Origin of the sequence: uncultured Mailhella sp. (genome assembly GCF_944324575.1) — a bacterium.
In the GTDB taxonomy this organism is placed as follows: domain Bacteria; phylum Desulfobacterota; class Desulfovibrionia; order Desulfovibrionales; family Desulfovibrionaceae; genus Mailhella.
In genome coordinates this window covers 37750-55753 of sequence record NZ_CALUWV010000001.1, presented here as the reverse complement: position 1 = coordinate 55753, position 18004 = coordinate 37750, and the positions used below count along the sequence as shown (strand labels likewise).

General features: G+C 62.6%; 16 protein-coding genes. 6 read left to right on the top strand and 10 right to left on the bottom strand.

Annotated features, from left to right (window positions below):
* The first annotated feature begins 2 nt into the window (after positions 1 to 2).
* The 3 genes from Q0J81_RS00235 to metG all read left to right on the top strand — a co-directional run bounded on the left by Q0J81_RS00235 (position 3) and on the right by metG (position 4958).
* Complete coding sequence (locus Q0J81_RS00235) at positions 3 to 1466, top strand: DUF4139 domain-containing protein (protein ID WP_294445372.1); 1464 nt, start codon at positions 3 to 5, stop codon at positions 1464 to 1466.
* A gap of 250 nt (positions 1467 to 1716) precedes the next feature.
* On the top strand, positions 1717 to 2904 hold the full coding sequence (ricT, locus tag Q0J81_RS00230; protein WP_294445371.1) for a regulatory iron-sulfur-containing complex subunit RicT: 1188 nt from the start codon (positions 1717 to 1719) through the stop codon (positions 2902 to 2904).
* A 101-nt stretch (positions 2905 to 3005) separates the two neighbouring features.
* Positions 3006 to 4958, top strand: coding sequence for a methionine--tRNA ligase (gene metG / locus Q0J81_RS00225; RefSeq protein WP_294445370.1), 1953 nt, complete (start codon positions 3006 to 3008; stop codon positions 4956 to 4958).
* A gap of 341 nt (positions 4959 to 5299) precedes the next feature.
* On the opposite strand, the gene Q0J81_RS00220 is transcribed toward metG, so the two are convergent.
* Complete coding sequence (locus tag Q0J81_RS00220) at positions 5300 to 5713, bottom strand: DsrE family protein (protein ID WP_294445369.1); 414 nt, start codon at positions 5711 to 5713, stop codon at positions 5300 to 5302.
* A gap of 567 nt (positions 5714 to 6280) precedes the next feature.
* Between Q0J81_RS00220 and Q0J81_RS00215 the strand changes: the two genes are divergently transcribed.
* The gene (locus Q0J81_RS00215) at positions 6281 to 7753 is read left to right on the top strand and encodes a carbon starvation CstA family protein (RefSeq protein WP_294445368.1); all 1473 of its coding nucleotides are present in this window, start codon (positions 6281 to 6283) and stop codon (positions 7751 to 7753) included.
* A 134-nt stretch (positions 7754 to 7887) separates the two neighbouring features.
* Here Q0J81_RS00215 and Q0J81_RS00210 read toward each other — a convergent pair whose 3' ends face one another.
* From Q0J81_RS00210 to asnS, 4 genes are all read right to left on the bottom strand, one after another.
* Positions 7888 to 8559 (bottom strand): adenylate kinase, encoded by a 672-nt coding sequence (locus tag Q0J81_RS00210; protein WP_294445367.1) that lies wholly within the window; start codon positions 8557 to 8559, stop codon positions 7888 to 7890.
* Between the two features lie 215 nt (positions 8560 to 8774).
* Entirely contained in the window at positions 8775 to 9659 is an 885-nt protein-coding gene (locus Q0J81_RS12270; RefSeq protein WP_366937492.1) for a CoA-binding protein, read from the bottom strand.
* A 190-nt stretch (positions 9660 to 9849) separates the two neighbouring features.
* Positions 9850 to 10443 carry a TrmH family RNA methyltransferase gene (locus Q0J81_RS00195; protein WP_294445393.1) on the bottom strand — a complete coding sequence of 198 codons (594 nt, stop codon included), beginning with the start codon at positions 10441 to 10443 and terminating at the stop codon, positions 9850 to 9852.
* Positions 10440 to 11825 carry an asparagine--tRNA ligase gene (gene asnS, locus Q0J81_RS00190; protein WP_294445366.1) on the bottom strand — a complete coding sequence of 462 codons (1386 nt, stop codon included), beginning with the start codon at positions 11823 to 11825 and terminating at the stop codon, positions 10440 to 10442. The genes Q0J81_RS00195 and asnS overlap by 4 nt, the downstream gene beginning before the upstream one ends.
* Before the next feature lie 371 nt (positions 11826 to 12196).
* Between asnS and Q0J81_RS00185 the strand changes: the two genes are divergently transcribed.
* Together Q0J81_RS00185 and Q0J81_RS00180 are read left to right on the top strand one after the other, a co-directional pair.
* Positions 12197 to 12658, top strand: coding sequence for a YccF domain-containing protein (locus tag Q0J81_RS00185; RefSeq protein ID WP_294445365.1), 462 nt, complete (start codon positions 12197 to 12199; stop codon positions 12656 to 12658).
* A complete protein-coding gene (locus tag Q0J81_RS00180) occupies positions 12655 to 13125 on the top strand; it encodes a metal-dependent hydrolase (RefSeq protein ID WP_294445364.1) in 471 nt (156 codons plus the stop codon). Before Q0J81_RS00185 ends, Q0J81_RS00180 begins: the two co-directional genes overlap by 4 nt.
* Before the next feature lie 81 nt (positions 13126 to 13206).
* Here the strand turns inward: Q0J81_RS00180 and Q0J81_RS00175 are convergent, their stop codons facing one another.
* The 5 genes from Q0J81_RS00175 to Q0J81_RS00155 all read right to left on the bottom strand — a co-directional run bounded on the left by Q0J81_RS00175 (position 13207) and on the right by Q0J81_RS00155 (position 17977).
* Positions 13207 to 14244 carry a WYL domain-containing protein gene (locus tag Q0J81_RS00175; RefSeq protein WP_294445363.1) on the bottom strand — a complete coding sequence of 346 codons (1038 nt, stop codon included), beginning with the start codon at positions 14242 to 14244 and terminating at the stop codon, positions 13207 to 13209.
* An 82-nt stretch (positions 14245 to 14326) separates the two neighbouring features.
* Complete coding sequence (locus Q0J81_RS00170; protein ID WP_294445362.1) at positions 14327 to 16489, bottom strand: ATP-binding protein; 2163 nt, start codon at positions 16487 to 16489, stop codon at positions 14327 to 14329.
* Between the two features lie 269 nt (positions 16490 to 16758).
* Positions 16759 to 17157, bottom strand: coding sequence for a hypothetical protein (locus tag Q0J81_RS00165; protein ID WP_294445361.1), 399 nt, complete (start codon positions 17155 to 17157; stop codon positions 16759 to 16761).
* Positions 17158 to 17193: 36 nt separating this feature from the next.
* Complete coding sequence (locus Q0J81_RS00160) at positions 17194 to 17436, bottom strand: YMGG-like glycine zipper-containing protein (RefSeq protein WP_294445360.1); 243 nt, start codon at positions 17434 to 17436, stop codon at positions 17194 to 17196.
* 112 nt (positions 17437 to 17548) lie between these two features.
* A complete protein-coding gene (locus tag Q0J81_RS00155) occupies positions 17549 to 17977 on the bottom strand; it encodes a hypothetical protein (protein ID WP_294445359.1) in 429 nt (142 codons plus the stop codon).
* Between the last annotated feature and the right edge of the window lie 27 nt (positions 17978 to 18004).

The following is an 18004-nucleotide window of genomic DNA, read 5'->3' as shown; positions in this document are numbered from 1 at the left end:
ACATGAAACTCCGTCTCCTTCTTCCCGCAGCACTGGTTCTGACCGCTGTTCTGCCCGCGCAGGCGCGGCCCGTTTCCGTCACCCTGTACCCGGCAGGCGCGCTCGTCACGGAAGAGGAGACCGTAAGGCCGGAAAAGGACGTCGTTCTCACCCTGCCCGCGGGCGCGGATGCGGAGAGTCTTTCCGTTTCCCTGTCCTCCGGCGTCGTGCTGGAATCGCGCCTCAAGACTGGAAGCTCCCCCTCCCCGGCCATGGAGGCGCTTGAGGGCGACATGGAAAGTCTACGCGCGGAGCTCTCCCGCGTGGCCGCCGAGCGGGAGACGCTGTCCTTCGAGCGCCGCTTCTGGTCCGATCCGCCCGTGTCCCTCCAGCCCGGCGACCTGCAGGCGCTGAACGCGCAGGCCGAGGAAAGCAGAACGCGCCTTGACGGCCTGGCTCAGCGGGAAACGGCGCTCGCCGCGCGCAAAAGAGCGCTGGAAAAGGACATGAAAAAGCTCGAGGCGCGCATGGAGGCGCTCGGCAAGCACAATGCCGCCGTGCAGGAATGCGCCCTCGTCATCGACGGCAAGGGCCCGGTGACGGCGCGCTGGACGTATTTTCTGCCCGGCGCTTCCTGGCAGCCGTCGTACCGCGTGACGGCCGAAGAAGAAACGGGGCTGGTGCGCGTGGCCATGAACGCCGTCATGCGTCAGGACAGCGGCGCGGACTGGACGGACGTGGACGTGACGCTCGCCTCCGCCGAAGATCTGCACAGCGTGGAGCCGCCCGCGCTTCCCTCGTGGATCGAGGGCGAAGAGCGGCCCGTCATGCGCCCGGCCAACCTCATGGCCGCAAGGGCCGCGGACGCAAAAAGCGCGGCGGTGCAGAACCACGCCACGGGCCTTCGCTGGTCCCTCGGTCGCATGGACGTCCCTGCCGAAGGACGGATCACGCGCCTTGTCGCCGCCCATGAATTTCCGGCCTCATTCTGCCGCCTCGTGCGCCCGCTTCAGGATTCGAGGGCGTTCTTCACGGCAACCCTCGCCTCGGAGCAGGTGCCGCTTCTGCCCTCGGGACAGGCGCTTTTTCTTGTGAACGGCACGGAAAACGCGCGCGGACTCTTCCGCCTGAACGCCGGACAGAAGGAGATCTTCTTCGGCGTGGATCAGCTCGTGACCCTGAAGACGCATGAGCTGAGCGCAAAGGACACGGACGTTCCGGTCACGGCAAGGACCAGACAGTGGAGCTGGAGAACGGACATTGCAAACGGTCACGACCGCGCCGTGGACGTGTGCGCGGAAAGCGCCGCCCCCATACTGCGCGACGCCTCCATGAACGTGAAGACGAAGAGCAGGCCCGCAGCCGAATTCAGCGAGGAGCGCTCCTGCTACGAGTGGAGACTTGAGGTGCCTGCGCACGGAGAGGCGACCATCACGCACGAGGTGACCATCACCTCTCCCGCCGCTCCCTCCGGGGGCAAAAGCTGACCTCGTTACCGAAAGGCGGCAGGAACCTGCCGCCTTTCTTCGCATCCGGCCTCTCCCGCGCACCTGCGCCCTCCCTGCCGGAAACGGCGTCGGGCCGGCGCGGAGATGACAGCCCGTCCTTGAGGCCGCAAACGGCGCGCCGCCCGGACTTTCGGGCATTGACAAGTGTTTTCCCGGAAGGATATCTTCCAAAAGATTCCCAGCGGGCCAGGCCCGCCTTTTTTCATCCTCAAAACTTTTTTTCGCGCTTATGAAACAGACGATAGGCATACGCTTCAGCCGCTACGGACAGGTGCTCGCCTGCCTGCACGACACCGGGGACGACGCGCCCCTTGCCGTGGGCGACAGCGCCATGGTCATGACGGAACGCGGCCTGAACTGCGGTCAGGTGGTCTGGCAGCGGCCCTGGCAGGAAGACATGGAACGCGTGCTCAAGGCGGCCAACGTGGCCGTGGAGAGCATGAGCGGCCTGAACTCCGACGACGACGGACAGGAAGAGGCGGACGCCGCCCCCATGCCCTCGGCCCGGCGCGCCACCGAAGAGGAGCGCATGGCCGCACAGGACAACGCCGTGCTCTCCCGGGAAGCCTATCAGTTCTGCCGCCGCTGCATCGCGGACCGCAGGCTCGACATGAAGCTCGTGGACGTGGAGATTCTCTTCGACCGCAGCAAGATGGTCTTCTTTTTCACCGCGCCCACGCGCATCGACTTCCGCGACCTGGTGAAGGATCTGGTGCGGCAGTACGGCACCCGCATAGAACTGCGTCAGATAGGCGTGCGCCACGAAACCCAGATGCTCGGCGCGCTCGGCAACTGCGGCATGGTGTGCTGCTGCCGCCGCTACCTGCACAAGTTCGCCCCCGTGACCATAAAAATGGCCAAGGAACAGAACCTCTTTCTCAATCCCGCCAAGATTTCCGGCATCTGCGGACGCCTTCTGTGCTGCCTGAGCTACGAGCAGGAAAACTACGACGCCTTTCACAGAAGCTGCCCGAGACTCGGCAAGCGCTACCAGACCACCGAAGGCCCCATGAGAGTGCTGCGCAGCAACATGTTCCGCAACTCCGTGGTGGTGCTGCCCGACGGCGGACAGGAAACGGAAATGAGCCTCGAGGACTGGCAGGCGCTCAAGCCCACCCGCACCGAAGGCCCCTCCTCTCCTTCCGGCAAGGAGCAGAAGACGCAGGCTGCAAGCGGCATGATGGTGGTTTCCGCCGCGCCCGAAACGCTGGACGACGATCTGGCCGAACTCGATCCCGGGGACGAGTCCGCCGCGCCCGTGTCCCACGAGCCCAGCATGATGAATTCCGAAGAGGCCACGCACCGTCGCAAGCGTCCGCATCACCACCAGGAAGCGCACGACAAAAGCCGCCGTCCCCGTCCGGGGCGCGAGCAGAAAAGCGCGCCCGAACATGCGGCGGAGCAGGAGAAGTCCTGACTGTCCGGCCTCCATGCCTTTTTTTCGCGGAGCGACAGGCCCGAACGCCCCGTCGCTCCAGAGAACGACCAAGAATCAACGCTCTTTCAGCAGGAGTTGTCGTGAAAAGCTACTACATCACCACGCCCATCTACTATGTCAACGCGCGCCCTCATCTGGGTCACGCGTATTCCACCATCGTGGCCGACACGCTCAAGCGCTTCCACAAAATGCTCGGTGAAGACGCCAGAATGCAGACCGGCACCGACGAACACGGCGACAAGATAGTCAAGGCCGCCACCGCCGCGGGCGTGACGCCGCAGGCCTTCGTGGACGACATTTCCAGCGTGTTCCGCAACCTCTGGCCCCAGCTCGGCATTGAAAACGACGGATTCATCCGCACCACCGATCCCGAGCACAAGAAGGCCGTGCAGGTGCTCCTGCAGCGCCTCTACGACAAGGGCGACATCTACTTCGGCGAATACGGCGGCCACTACTGCTACGGCTGCGAGCGCTTCTACACCGAAAAGGAACTGGAAAACGGCCTCTGCCCCCAGCACCTGACCAAGCCCGAGTACATCAGCGAGAAGAACTACTTCTTCAAGATGTCCAAATATCAGGATGCGCTTCGCCAGTACATTCTCGACCATCCCGACTTCATCCGTCCCGAACGCTACCGCAACGAAGCGCTCGCCATGCTGGAAGGCGGCGTGCTGGAAGATCTGTGCATCTCCCGTCCCAAGTCCCGCCTCACCTGGGGCATAGAACTCCCCTTCGACAAGGACTACGTGAGCTACGTGTGGTTCGACGCGCTCGCCAACTACATCACGGCCCTCGGCTGGCCCGACAATGAAAACGACGAGTCCGGCAACTACAGAAAATACTGGCCCGGCGAACATCTGGTGGCCAAGGACATTCTGAAGCCCCACGGCATCTTCTGGCCCACCATGCTCATGGCCGCGGGTCTGCCGCTCTACAAACACCTCAACGTGCACGGCTACTGGCTCGTCAAGGACACCAAGATGTCCAAGTCCCTCGGCAACGTGGTCGATCCGCTCAAGGCCGCCGAGCACTTCGGCCTCGACGCCTTCCGCTATTTCCTGCTGCGCGAAATGAACTTCGGCTCCGACGCCTCCTATTCCCCCGAAGCCATCATCACCCGCGTGAATGCCGACCTCGCCAACGACCTCGGCAACCTGTTCAGCCGCGTGCTCTCCATGAACGCCAAGTACTTCGAAAGCAAGGTTCCCGCTCTCGGCAACCAGCTCGAGGCCGACGACATTCTTTCCGAAACCACGGACAACGCCGCCGCCAACTTCGTGCAGCTCTTCGGCGAGCTTCGCTTCTCGCAGGCTCTCGACGCGCTGTGGACCGCCATACGCGCCATGAACAAGTACGTGGACGAACAGGCCCCCTGGACCCTTGCCAAGAGCGGCGACACCGAACGCCTCGGCACCGTCATCCGCACGCTTCTGGAAAACATGTACAAGGTGGCCTATCTCATCTGGCCCATCATGCCCGCCTCTTCCGCCACCATGCAGGCCCAGCTCGGCCGTCCTCAGGGCCCGCTTTCCGAAGCCGCGCTGAACGACGTTCTGCACTACAGAATGCACCTTCGCACCGGCCTTGAAATCGCCTCTTCCTCCAATCTCTTCCCCCGCCTTGAAATGGAAAAGGAAGAAGCGCCCGCCAAGCCGAAGAAGGAAAAGAAGGCTCCCGCTCCCAAGGCCGCGCCTGCGGAAACCGGCCCCAAGGCGCCCATCGAGTTCACCGACTTCCAGAAGCTCGATCTGCGCATAGGCACCATTCTTGCCGCGGAACAGCATCCCAACGCCGACAAGCTGCTGCGCTTCGACGTGGATCTCGGCGAGGAAAAGCCGCGCCAGATCGTCTCCGGCATCGCCGCCCACTTCAAGCCCGAAGATCTTGTGGGCAGGAAGGTCGTGGTGGTGGCCAACCTGCCGCCCCGCAAGCTGCGCGGCCTTGAATCGCAGGGCATGATTCTCACCGCGGAATTCGACGGCGGACTCTCCCTGCTCACGGCCGACGCGCCGAGCGGCTCTTCCATCGCCTGAGCCTGAAACGTCATGACCATGAGGGCGTCGCTTCTTCAGGAGCGACGCCCTTTTTGCGTTCCGTGAGTCCTTCCGGAAAGCGCTGCCGACCGCCGCTTCCGGCCGGAACCCGGCAAAAACGGCGCTGCCCGAGGCAGGGCAACGCCCCTCCTGCCGGATCAGAAACAACGCGCGCCCCTCCCGGGCCCGGTGCCGCGCCTCTGCCCGGGCGCTCATGCCTCCGCATTTCTGCCGCATGCCGGGCACGACGCCTCGCGCTCCGCATCTCGCGGCCCGAAAAAGACACGAAAAAAGGCGGAAGAGCCGCGCTCCTCCGCCCGTGAACCATCCATGGAGTGGACTTACACCTTCATGTAGGCAAAGCCGGAATTCTGCAGCTGAACGAGGTCAAGCGTGGCGGAAGGCACCACTTCCACAAACGACCAGAGCATGTCCTTTTCCACGTGGTAGGAATTCATGGCGCACTGCCCCACGTGAATCTTGAGACCGTTGGCCACGGCATTCTGCGCCTTGCCCAGAAGTTCGGTGTTCTCCTTCACGAGCTGCTGCACCGCAGGACCGTTGACAACCATGACGAGCTTGAAGGTTTCCGGCTCTTCCAGAGCCATGAATCCGGCCTTGGCGGCAATGTCCTGAGGGGAAATCTTATGGCGCTTGAGCAGCGCTTCCTTCTTGTAGTTGGCGGCCTGACTGAACGCCAGGCTGAACACGTTGGGATCGTTGGTGTTTACATGAATGACCAGATCAAACTTCATGACAATCTCCTTGAACCAGTGCTGTTTCAGTCCGTGGCCGGCGCCGGGCGCCGGAATGCCGGGCCGACGAAAGCCGGAACCGTAGCACCCTTGAAGCACAAGGGGCACACAAAAAGAATTTCATCGGCGCAGCCTTCTGTCAATCCATTTTTCATGCCCCAGGCCGGAGCGAGGCAAAATGTCCCCCGTTTTTTTCCGTGTCTCCGGGCTGCCTGCGGCGGACTTCCGATTCGTGCAGGACTCTCGGATTCTGCACAATGTCAAAGACACACAAAATAAAACAAAAACGTATCAAATTTAGCAGGTTGACAATCTTCCGCCACAGGAGCAAGGTTCAAAACCTACCCCGTGTCAGGGAATTGCGGTTCTCCCTGCACGGCAAGGCACAGGCCGGGTATGCCGGCAAGGAGCCCACGGCGGAGGAGTCCGCCCGCATCCCTGTCAGGCCATCCCTGTTCCGCCGTTTCCCCCGGCGGAACGATTCCGTTTTCCCGCGGCCGCAGAGCGCCGCGGACAAGCCCGCCCTTTGGAGAGGGCACTGGAGGACCGGCGAAAGCCGGAACTGTTATGCTTGGCACCCTTTATTTCTTCGGCTGCTGTGCGCTGCTCATTGCAGGTTACGCGGTGTACGGCGCCTTTGTGGAACGCGTGTTCGGGGCCGATGCGTCCCGGAAAACTCCCGTCATGACCAGAAGAGACGGCGTGGACTTCGAACCCATGCCCCTCTGGAAGCTCTACATGAGCCAGATGATCAACATTGCCGGCCTCGGTCCCGTCATCGGCACCATTCTCGGCGCCCTGTACGGCCCCGTGGCCCTGCTGTGGGTGGTCTTCGGCTCCATTTTCGCCGGCGCGGTGCACGACTACATCGCCGGCATGATTTCCATACGGGAAGACGGCATAAGCTACCCCGAGATCATCGGCCGCAACCTTGGCTCGGGCGTGCGAATTTTCATGGAATGCTTCACCGTCATTTTCATGGTCATGGTGGGAGCCACCTTCGTGCTGGCTCCGGCCGCCCTGCTGGCCAGCCTGTTCCCGCATTTTCTCACCAACCTGTTCCCGTCGGCCCCCACGCTGGCGTGGAGCGTGCTCATTTTCGCCTACTACTTCGTGGCCACCATCATTCCCTTTGACCGCATCGTCAGCCGCTTCTATCCCATCGTGGGCGTCATGCTCATTTTCATGGCCCTGGGACTCATCGTGGCGCTGTTCGTCAAGGGATACGCCATACTGCCCAACACGGACTTCTTCACCAACGTGCATCCTTCCGGCACGCCGGTGTGGCCCATCCTGTTCATCACCATTGCCTGCGGCGCCATTTCCGGCTTCCACGCCACGCAGTCCCCGCTGCGCGCCCGCTGCATGACCAGTGAAAAGCAGGGCCGCCGCGTCTTCTACGGCGCCATGATCACCGAAGGTGTGCTCGGCCTCATCTGGGCCACGCTTGCGCTCTCCTTCTACCCCGATGCCGCCACGCTTTCCGCGGCCATGGGTCCCAAGGGCGCTCCTACCGTGGTGGTTCAGCAGATCGCCATTACGCTGCTCGGTCCCGTGGGCGGCCTGCTCGCCATTCTCGGCGTGGTGCTGCTGCCCATCAGCACCGGCGACACGGCCTTCCGCGCCGCGCGCGGCATGCTGGCCGACCGCTTCCACATCGACCAGAAGAGCGTCACAAAGCGCATCCTTACCGCCATTCCGCTGTTCTGCGGCGGCGTGGCCCTTACCCTGCTCGACTTCCCCATCATCTGGAGATACTTCGGCTGGGCCAACCAGACCATGTCCTGCGTGAGCCTGTGGGCCTTCTCCGTGTGGCTGGCCAGACACGGCCGCCTGCACTGGATCACCAGCGTTCCTGCGGTGTTCATGACCACGGTGTGCACGGCCTACATCTGCTACGCTCCCATCGGCTTCCGCCTTTCCATGGAAGCGTCCACCATCATCGGCATCGTGGTTTCCCTCTGCTGCCTCGCGCTGTTCCTGCACTTTGCAAGAACCGGCAGCCTGAGCGCCCCCAAGCCCGCCGCCTGCGTGAAGTAACGGCGACGTCCATCTGATCAGAAGGGCCCCTTCCGAGCTTGCGGAAGAGGCCCTTTTTTCATGCCTGCACACGAAAAGGGCCGGAAGGATCGCTCCTTCCGGCTCCGTGAATGCGCCCGGCAAAAGCCGAAGAGCTACTTCAGCTTGGAAAGCAGCTCCTCGCGGATGGCTTCGATGGTGCCGCTGCCGTCGAGGGTGATGTAGGTGGTGTCGCCCTTTGCGGCCAGATCCTTGAAGTAGTGGGCCGCGGCAAGGGTGCCGTTCTTTTCATCGTAATAGATGTCGTGGCGCTTGTTGATGGCGGCCTCGTCCTGATCGTCGGCACGGGTCTTCAGCGCGCCGCCGCAGACGCGGCACACGTCGCCGTTCGGCTTGATGGCGTCGATGAAGATGTTGTTGGGATGGTTGTTGTTGTTCACGCAGAGGCGGCGACCCATGATGCGCTCACGGGCGACCTTGCGGGGAAGAAGGATTTCCACCACATAGTCGAGCTTCATGCCTTCGGACTTGAGGGCTTCGTCGAGCTTGCGGGCCTGCTCCATGTTGCGGGGGAAGCCGTCCAGCAGCCAGCCCTTGTTGCCCTGACTCTTGAGGATATCCAGCACCATGGGAATGGTGATGTCGTCCGGCACGAGTTCGCCCTTGTCGATGTAGGCCTTGGCCTTCTTGCCCAGTTCCGTGCCGTTGCCGATGTGCTGACGGAAAACGGCCCCGGATTCGATGTGCTGAATGCCGTACTTTTCCATAAGAAGGGCGCCCTGCGTGCCCTTGCCGCTGCCGTTGGGGCCAAAAATCAGAATGTTCATCAGAATCCTCTGGCGCTTGCGCGCGTGAACGTCCGCGGACCTTGCGTCCCTCGGACTTCCTCGTGAACGCTTGTCGCGTTCATGCTGAGCGAAGCCGTCGCACGGGCGACCTCCCCCGGGTTAAAACCTCCGTCCGCCGCGCCCGCAAGGACGCCGCGGCCACCCCTTCCATGCCGCTGCTCGGCGGCCCCTTCCCGAAAAGCGGGAAGGAAAATTCAGTCCTTCGCCCCGGACGGCAGTTCGCTCTCGTCCACAATGAGGGCGCGGCCCTCGTGCTGAACGTCCCGGGCCCGCAGATGATAGTCGTTCAGATACCGGAAGCCCTCGCGGGCAAAGGCCTCGTGCGGGACTTCGCGCCGTATGCCGGGGCAGTCCTCACGGGCCATCTCAAAGCTCACCCTGTCCACCAGATTGCCGCGGAAAAACGGCCAGGCACGACACACGGCAGGTCGGGCAGGGTGTATCTCACACCCCTTTCCGGCACGGAAGAACAGGCAAAAGCCGTCGTCGCCGCACTTCAGCACGGGCTTGCCGCCCATGTTCTCGGTATAGCGGGCAAGAAATTCGTCGGCTGCAAGATGGAAATGCTCGCAAAGACGCGGCAGATCCCGCGGCCCCACCACAATGCCTCCGCGCCCCTCGCAGCACTTGCCGCAGCGCGTACAGGAAAACGTTTCGGTGACATCGTCGAAAAGCGCGGCGTGCACGGTCTCAAGGCAGCGGTCTTCCACCACCTTCACGCCCGCTTCGGCCATGAGCCTGCCTGCCCCGGGGCTGCGTATTCCCTCCTGCATCCAGAAAATCATGGGCAGGCGCGGAAGCGTGAGCGTTTCGCGGGCGTGCGCCTCGCAGTACTCGGGGGCGCGGAAAAGGCAGATGATGTCCGGCGCAAAGCCTATGGAGGGAAGCTCCGTGATGCTGCGCACGGTGGGAATGCCCCAGGCCTGACGACGGACGGGATGCACGGGCTGAATGTTGTAGCCGGCATTGAGCAGATAGCGCCCTACATGATCTACGGGAGAGCCGGGCTTGTCCTTGGCTCCGATAATGGCGATGTTTTCGGCCCGCGCCAGAAGGGACCGCATGTCGTCGAACAGCATGAACACTCCGCTGAAAGGCATTCGTCACAAAACGTACATATTCTATCCCGGGGGCGCGCCATTGGCAATGGTCTGCAGGAGGAAATGACGCGGAAAAAGTGCGTGCGGATACAAAAAAAGCCCGCGTTCCATGATGAAAGCGGGCCCTGCGCCGCGCCGGAAAAGGACGAGCCTCTTCCGGCGGCGGGCGTTACGCCTTTTCAAGCCAGGCGTTCAGGCGCGTTTCATATTCCTCGTCGGTCCAGAGCCTGCGTTCGTACATGCCCGCCACGGCGCGCTGCCGCGAGGCTTCGGCCAGCATGAGGGCCGAGGCCACGGACACGTTGAAGCTCTGCACCATGCCGTACATGGGAATGTAGACCTCTCCGTCCACCAGCGGCACGAGCTCCGGCGACACGCCCGCGTGCTCGTTGCCCATGATGATGGCCGTGGGCTTTGTGAAGTCGTAGTCGGCAAGAGGGCGGGAAGCGGGCGAGCAGCTTGTGGCGAGCACCTGCATGTTCTGGGCGCGCAGCGCCTCCATGAGCTCTTCCTTGCTGGAATGGCGTACGGTGTTCACCCACTTGAAGGCCGAGGCCGAAGTCTTGCGGCTGAGCTGCGGAAACGCGCACTGCGTGTAGTAAAGGTGCACTTCCGGCACGCCGAAGGCATCGCAGCTGCGGTAAATGGCCGACACGTTGTGAGGATCCCACACGTTGTCCATGACAAGGGTGAGTCCCTTCTGGCGCTGCGAAAGCACCTTTTCAATCTTCGCCCTGCGGCGTTCGGTCATGACTCTCATCAGAACTCCAGAGACCCCGTGGTGCGGGGGAACGGCAGCACGTCGCGGATGTTGGCAATGCCGGTCAGCAGCATGATCATGCGCTCAAACCCCATGCCGAAGCCGGAATGAGGCACGCTGCCGAAACGGCGCAGATCAAGATACCACCAGTAATCCTCGGGCTTCTGGCCCAGCTCGGCAATGCGCGCGACAAGGCGGTCGAGCCGCTCCTCGCGCTGGCTGCCGCCGATGAGCTCGCCGATGCGGGGCACGGGCAGATCCATGGCCGCCACGGTTTCATTGTCGTCGTTCATGCGCATGTAGAACGCCTTGATGTCCTTGGGATAGTCGTACACCGTCACGGGAGAGCGGAAATACTCCTCGGCGAGGAAGCGCTCATGCTCGGTCTGAAGGTCGGTGCCGAAGGACACGGGATATTCAAACTTCTTCCCGCTTTCCTGCAGAAGCTTCACTGCGTCGCGGTAGGAAATGCGGGCGTACTTCTTTTCGATCATGTCGCGCAGAGCGTCCAGAAGGCCGGGCGCGACGAACTTGTCGAACAGGGCCACGTCGTCGGCGCACGTTTCCACGGTGTGGCGCACCACGTGGCGGATGAGTCCCTCGGCAAGCTCCATGTTGTCCCAGATGTCGTTGAAGGCGGCCTCAGGTTCCACCATCCAGAACTCGGCGGCATGGCGCGGCGTGTAGGAGTGTTCAGCGCGGAAGGTGGGGCCGAAGTTGTATACGCGGCCCATGGCGCAGGCGAGCGCCTCGGCCTCAAGCTGACCGGACACCGTAAGGCTGGCCTGCTTGCCGAAGAAGTCGTTCTCGAACACGTTGCCGGATTCGGGCTTCGGACCGCCGTCCACGGGAAGCGTGGTCACGCGGAACATTTCGCCCGCGCCTTCGCAGTCGGAACCGGTCAGAATGGGCGCATGCACGTAGTAGAAGCCGAGACTGCGGAAATAGTCGTGCACGGCGAGCGCCGCCTCGGAACGGATGCGGAACGCCGCCCCGTACTTGTTGGTACGGGGACGAAGATGAGCGATGGTACGCAGAAATTCGTCGGAATGACGCTTTTTCTGAAGAGGATAGGTCGCAGGATCGGCCAGACCGAACACCTGCATGGACTCGGCATGCACTTCCCACTTCTGCCCCTTGCCCGGAGACTCCACCAGGTCGCCGCAAATGCTGACGGCCGCGCCCGTGTTCACGCCTTCAAGGCTGTTCCATGCCTGCGTGCCCTCGTCGATGATGCACTGAAGGTTCTTGAGGCAGGAGCCGTCGTTGAGCTCAAGAAAGGCAAATCCCTTGGAATCGCGACGGGTTCTCACCCATCCGCACACGGTGATGCCGCTGCGCGGCCCGGCGGAGGCCAGAGCTTCGCTTATGCTGGTACGCTGCATAGGAAATCTCTCCAGAAAGGAATGTTGAAAGAATGTGAGGCAGCATACGCCATAGCGCCCCGCTCTGCAACCGGCGGGAAGGGCACGGGAAACGCCCGGAGTCTGTGCTGTGCACGCGCCGGGCACGATCTGCCCGCCGTCTCCGCAGGAGCGTACAGGCGAGCCGAAGCCATGCCCACGCTTTCCGCTTCCGGGCGGGCGCTGCCAGCGTCCCTGAGGCAGGATTTCCGCAGCCCTCCGCACTCTCCGGCGCAAAGTCACCATCCCGCCCCTTTTTCTTGCACAATATCGCCAAGTCCTGTAAAATACTCCTTCCTCGCGGCGCGGGCGCGTTCCTTCCGCGGCCGCGAACCGGAAACGTTGAGGAACATATGAGCGTCATAGGAAACATTCTCTGGATCATCTTCGGCGGCTGGTTCACGGCCCTTCTGTGGCTTTTCTTCGGCATTCTGGCGTGTCTTTCCATCGTTGGACTGCCGTGGGGCCGGGCCTGCTTCGTCATGGCGGGCTTTGCCTTCATGCCCTTCGGCTACGAGTCCATTTCCCGCGAGGTGCTGTACGGCAAAAAGGATCTGGGCACGGGACTTCCCGGCATGCTGGGCAACGCCGTGTGGTTCGTTCTCGCCGGGTTCTGGATAGCGCTCGGTCACGTGGCCACGGCTGCGGCCCTTGCCCTCACCATTGTGGGACTGCCCTTTGCCTGGCAGCACATCAAGCTCGCGGAACTTGCGCTCTTTCCCATAGGCAAGACCGTAGTGCCCTGCGAAACGGCCGCCGAGGCGAGACGACGCCGCGCCGCCGAAGACCTGAACAGGAGAAGAAACGACGCATGAAATGGACCACGCATCAGGCCATGGCTCTCATGGCCTCCTTTGCCGCGGGCCTTCCCCTTGCCGGCATGGCTGCCGCCTGGTTCGGCTCCGTGGCCCCGGACATGCTGGATCAGCACGCGGCAAGACGCGCCTTTTTCCGGCAGAAAAAATTCAATCAGGTGCACCGCCGCTCTTCGCACTGGTTCGGCTGGTGGCTGGCCATCTGGGCCTGGTCGCTCACCGGGCAGCTCGGTCCGCTGCCCGACGCCCTCGTGGGGGGCTTCGGCTTCGGAGCTCTCACCCACGTGCTGCTCGACATGTGCACCACGCACGGCGTGCCCATGCTGCCCTTCGTGAAGAAGCGTTTTTCCCTGCGGCTCTGCAGCACCGGAAGCGTGGGCGAATACGCCCTGCTCATCATCTGCGTGCTCGTGTTCTGGATCATGGAAAAGCCGGAGCTTCTGCACTTCAACGTGCCGCTCTACTGACGCAGGGCTCTCCCGCCGAGGCGTGCCGTTAAGGACGAAGGTCCTGCAGATCCCGTGTCCTGCGGCAAAAAGGGAACCGTGTCACCGTTCGTCCCCCGCTTCTCCGGTCTCCGCCGTAACGCCGTACATGGCGCCCAGTCTCCGCACCGTCTCCGCCATCCGCTCACGCAGACGACGCGGCGAAATGAGCGTTGCCGCATCCGCAAAGCTCAGCACCCAGGACAGGACTTCTGCCTCGCTTCTGGCCGTCATGGTCAGAGTGACGCTGCCGTCCCGGTGCCTCGTCAGCTTCTGATCCCGGCTCCACGTCCGTTCGGATACGTAAACCGCCGCCGACTCGTCAAAGCGAACCCGCACGGTAAAGGGGCTGCCGTCCATCAGTCCGAAGCAGTCGTCTCTGTCGTCCCTCTCCTCAAGGCGTCCTTCAAAGCTTCGGCGCGTCATGCGCACGCCCGTCATGCGGTGCACGGCAAGATTCGCAGGCCTGTCGAACAGTGCCCTGACCTCTCCCTTCTCCGTCACCATCCATCCGTGCGCGTACAGCGACTCATGATAGGCAAGCATTTTCTGAGGAGCAAAGAAATGCCGCTTTTCCACGCCGGACGTCGCGCGGTAGTCGACCACGCACACCCGGTGCTGCCGGACGGCCTCCATGAGGGTGCGCAGGCTCTGCTGAAAGGGAGAATAATCTATGGGGCCCCTGGCAACGGCCTGCCCCACGTCCTCGACGTCGCACAGCGACTCTCCCTCCGGAAGGTATGCCGAGGCCTGCAGAAGCGCGGCATCCATCGTTTTCTGCATGGACTTCGGCAGAAGATGACACAGGAAGGCACGGCACAGCGCAAGCTGCTGCAGCCCTTCGGGGTCAAGGCTTATCTTCGGCAGCGCTGCGGGCCGCTCCAGATGATAGGTGACCTCGCGCCCGCGCATGTCCCGCAGAAGCTTGCCGAAAGACGACGCCTCAAGCTGATCCGCCAGCCTGCGCACCGTCTGCTTGGAACACTCAAGCTCGCGGGCAAGCTCCGTCAGGCTGACCGTCCTGCCGCTGAAAAGCAGCATGGAATACAGCGCCAGCAGTCTTTCCGAAGGCTTCACGTCCCGGTTCCATTTGCTGCCCATGCTTCCCCCGTCGTTGCTGTTCTCTGTTGTCCGGGCGTTTCTTACCATAAGAAAAAAGCAAAGGCCGGGCAAGAAATCGCCGCTAGTTCATGAAGCCTATGCGGGCGCGTCCGCAATCCTTTTTCAGCGAGGCTTCCCGCTCAAGCGCTTCCACCAGCGTTTCATGGGTCACGCTGCCGGGCTCCTCAATCAGAGGATCATGCTGCATGCGCACGGCGTGAAAGTCGCCGGGCGCGAGCCTTGTCAGCGCCATGAGCCTGTGCTCAAGCGCTGCGGGAAGCGCTTCATCGCACAACGGAGCCAGCATGGTGTCGTAAAGTCTGCGCACCTGCCCTCCTTCGGCGTAGCGAAAGGCCAGCTTGTACGAAAAACGCCGCATGGCCGCCGCATCGAGCACCTCCCGGCGGTTGGTGGTGCAAATGCAGAAGGTGCGACAGCGTTCAAGCGAGGTGAGAAACTCGTTGACCATGCTGCTCTCCCACGACATTCTCGCCCCCTCGCGGGAAAAGAGAAAGCTGTCCGCCTCGTCCACCACCAGCACCGCGCCCCGCTCCTCCGCCTCCCGGAACGCCCCGGCGATATTCTGTTCCGTGAGCCCTACGAACGGTCCCATGAGATCGCTGGCCCGGCGGCTGATGCACGCTCTGCCGAGCGCTTTTGCCATGTATCCGGCAAGCGCCGTCTTGCCCGTGCCAGGAGGCCCGTAGAAAAGCATGGTCGCGCAGCCGGGACGAAGGCGCGTTTTGCCGCGCATGGCCGCATCGACCCTGCGGCAGCGCTCCATGAAGGCCGCGGCATCGCCTTCCATGCACACGCCGTCCAGCGAAAAGTCCTCCACGTTCCAGCGCTCCGCCTCCGCACGAAACTCCCCGTCCGCCTGCAGCGTGACGTGCGCCTGCAGAATGCGGTCAAGCGCGGCATGAAAGTCCTTTCTTGTCCGGCTCAGCCCGGACGCCTGCGAAACGGCCTTCTGAATCACCGCCGCTTCCACGGGATACCTGACGGAAAGTTCCGTCATGACCTGCTCGGAAAACCTCCGGGAAAGCCCCGCGCGCTTCATGATCTGACGCCACACCGCCACGCGTTCCTTCACGCCGAGCTTCTCGAAATGAATGCTGAAGCTGAAACGGCGGCGCACGGCCGGATCGAGATGCTCCACCTCGTTGGTGATCCAGATGACGCGCCTGCCGGGACGCTCCATGAAGTCGTTCAGCCACGCCTTGTCCTTGGTGTCGTGGCCGAAGGTCACTTCGGTGTCCAGAAGCCTCTCGGCCTCGTCCACAACCACGAAGGCGCCCTCGTATCGGGAGGCCATCTGCAGACAGGCCGTAAGCGACGCACGGCGGGCGGCGTCGCTGTCCTTTTCCCGGCTGGTCACAAACCACGCCTTTACCCCGCATTCCGCGGCCAGGCTGCGGACGAGACTGGTCTTGCCCGTGCCGGACGCGCCGTAGAGCAGCACGTGCACCGGTTCTTCGCCCTTTTTCTTCAACAGCCTGAGCAGATGACGGATCTGATCGGAGGGCACGTGAAAATCCTTCAGGGGCAGCGTCTCCCCTTCCATAAGCCGGAAAAACAGCTCGTCTGCGGCGGGCTCTTCGGGCTCCCAGCAGAACAGCACCGACTCGGTGATCCGAAGGCTCGTGCCGTAGGCGACCTCGACCATGCCCAGTCTGAGAAGGTTGGTTATGGCACGGCGCACCGGCGCAATGGGCATGTCCAGAATACCGGCGAGCAGACGACGGGAACCGAAGCTGAACACCTTGAGCTCGTCTTCAAAATAGCTTTCCACCTCGTGAAACTGCTGAATCATGAACACAAGCTCGCACAGGGCACAGCCCTCCCCGCTCAGCCCGAACAGATCGGCAAGACGCCGCCTTGCCGTGGCGAATACGCCGTCAGAGGCCAGCCCGGCCATGCGCTGCCGGCATGCGTCTGCCGCGCACGCAAAAAAAATGTCCCGCAGACAGCCATTCGAGGAAAAGATTTCCTCGCAGGCGTACCCCGTATGGTCGCCTATCTCCTGCAGCTCGCGCAGGGCCGTTGCCTCGCCCCGCGGCAGCCTACGTGCTCCGGCGGACTTCACGACGGCTGCCAGCAGATCCTTCATCCCTCCCAGCGACCAGCACAGGCACTGCAAAAAACTCGAGTTCACCTTCACGTTCTGATCGAGCAACCTCAAAAGCCACTGCGCCGTCTTCTGTCTGGCGTAAAGATCCGCAGCGTCGTACCCGTTCGTTTCCATCCTGCAGCCTCCGGCTTTCCGGCTTCGTCTCATATTCAGCTCCTTTCATTCCCGAATACGCTAACGAAGCATCGTGCCAGATTCCGATTATTGTCGAAAAATTTTATGGCAAGCAGAATCAACGAGATACAAAAAAAAGCGCCTTCGCGATGCAAACACGAAGACGCGATCACGGCACGTTGCCGAAAAAGGGAGCCCTCCGGAAAGCGCCCGCATGAGCGGGAATGTTCACCTGGAGGCCGTTGAGAAACGCGAGAAAAAACGCCGGATCATCGTCCGGCCCTGCCCTCCTTCAGCGCCACGACGGGAGCGCCCGGGCGTGCCGCTTCCAGCGCCCTGCCCGTGGATGAGGCCACAAGCACGAGACGCGAAAGATCAAAGCCCGCGCGAAGCGGATCCTCATCGGGAATGGCGAGGCGACAGAAAATTTCCACATCACCGTCGCCGTCCGCAGGAAGGCCGAGCGCCGCAAGCTCCCCGGCCGTCACACCCGGAGAAGGCACGGGGCCAAGGGCGCGCACGCGCCCGAGCAGAAGAGGCGGACAGGAAGACTCCAGACTGGAGAGCATGACGGCCGAAGCGTCCGGCGCAAGCCTCTGCAGCCGACACGAGCGCGCGCCGCCGAGGGCGGCAACCGCCGAAAAAAACATGATGTCTTGTTCTTTCATGCCGGATATCTCGCACAAATCAGGCAGAGCGGCAAGCTACCTGTCCTTCTCATGCCCGTAAATGCCGCCCGCAATCGCGCCGAGGCCTCCGCCTATGAGCGCCCCCATGGTTCCGCTGCCTCCGGCAATGGCCGATATGCCCGCCCCCGCAAGCGCGCCCACGGCCGTGCCGGAAAGCGCTCCCTGCTGCGTTCTGTTCATGCCCGTGCACCCCGCAGCTCCAAAGGCCAGCGAGGCGCAAAGCGCCGCGGCCACCGCCGCCGTACCGAATGAAGTCATGACCTGCTCCCTGTCTCAAAGGCGTTGCGCCGCAGTCGGAACGGTTCCGGCTCCGGTCTGTCGAAATCTCCCCAGCCCAAACACGCGGCTTTCGCAGCAATGCCGCCAGGCCTCAGCGCCGCGCGCGCTCTGCCGCGGCGGGAACCACCATTTCCGACCATATCACGTCGAAGACATGGCGGTTCTTCTGATCGGGATTGCGGTCATAGAACTCGTCTATCCTGCGCACGAGCTCGGGCCGCGTGGTGTCGTGAAAGGCTATCTGCCAGCCGTTGGCAAACAGCGAAAGCTGCACGGTCCCGCCCTTTTCCCTTGCCGCCTGAGCAAGCGCGGATTCCATGGCCAGCGCACATTCCACGCCGAGAAGAAAGTCCAGCTTCGACTGAGGAGCCGAGGTTTCCCACACAAAGCCGTCCAGCGAGGCCACGGGCGTGTCCTCTGCCGGAGCGGCTGCAACCGGAGCGCGCTGACAACCCGGCAGCGCAACCATCAGCGACAGCACCAGGGCAAGTCCCGTTCTCTTCAACGATTTCACCATCATGGCCATTCTCCTTGTTTTCTTCATGAC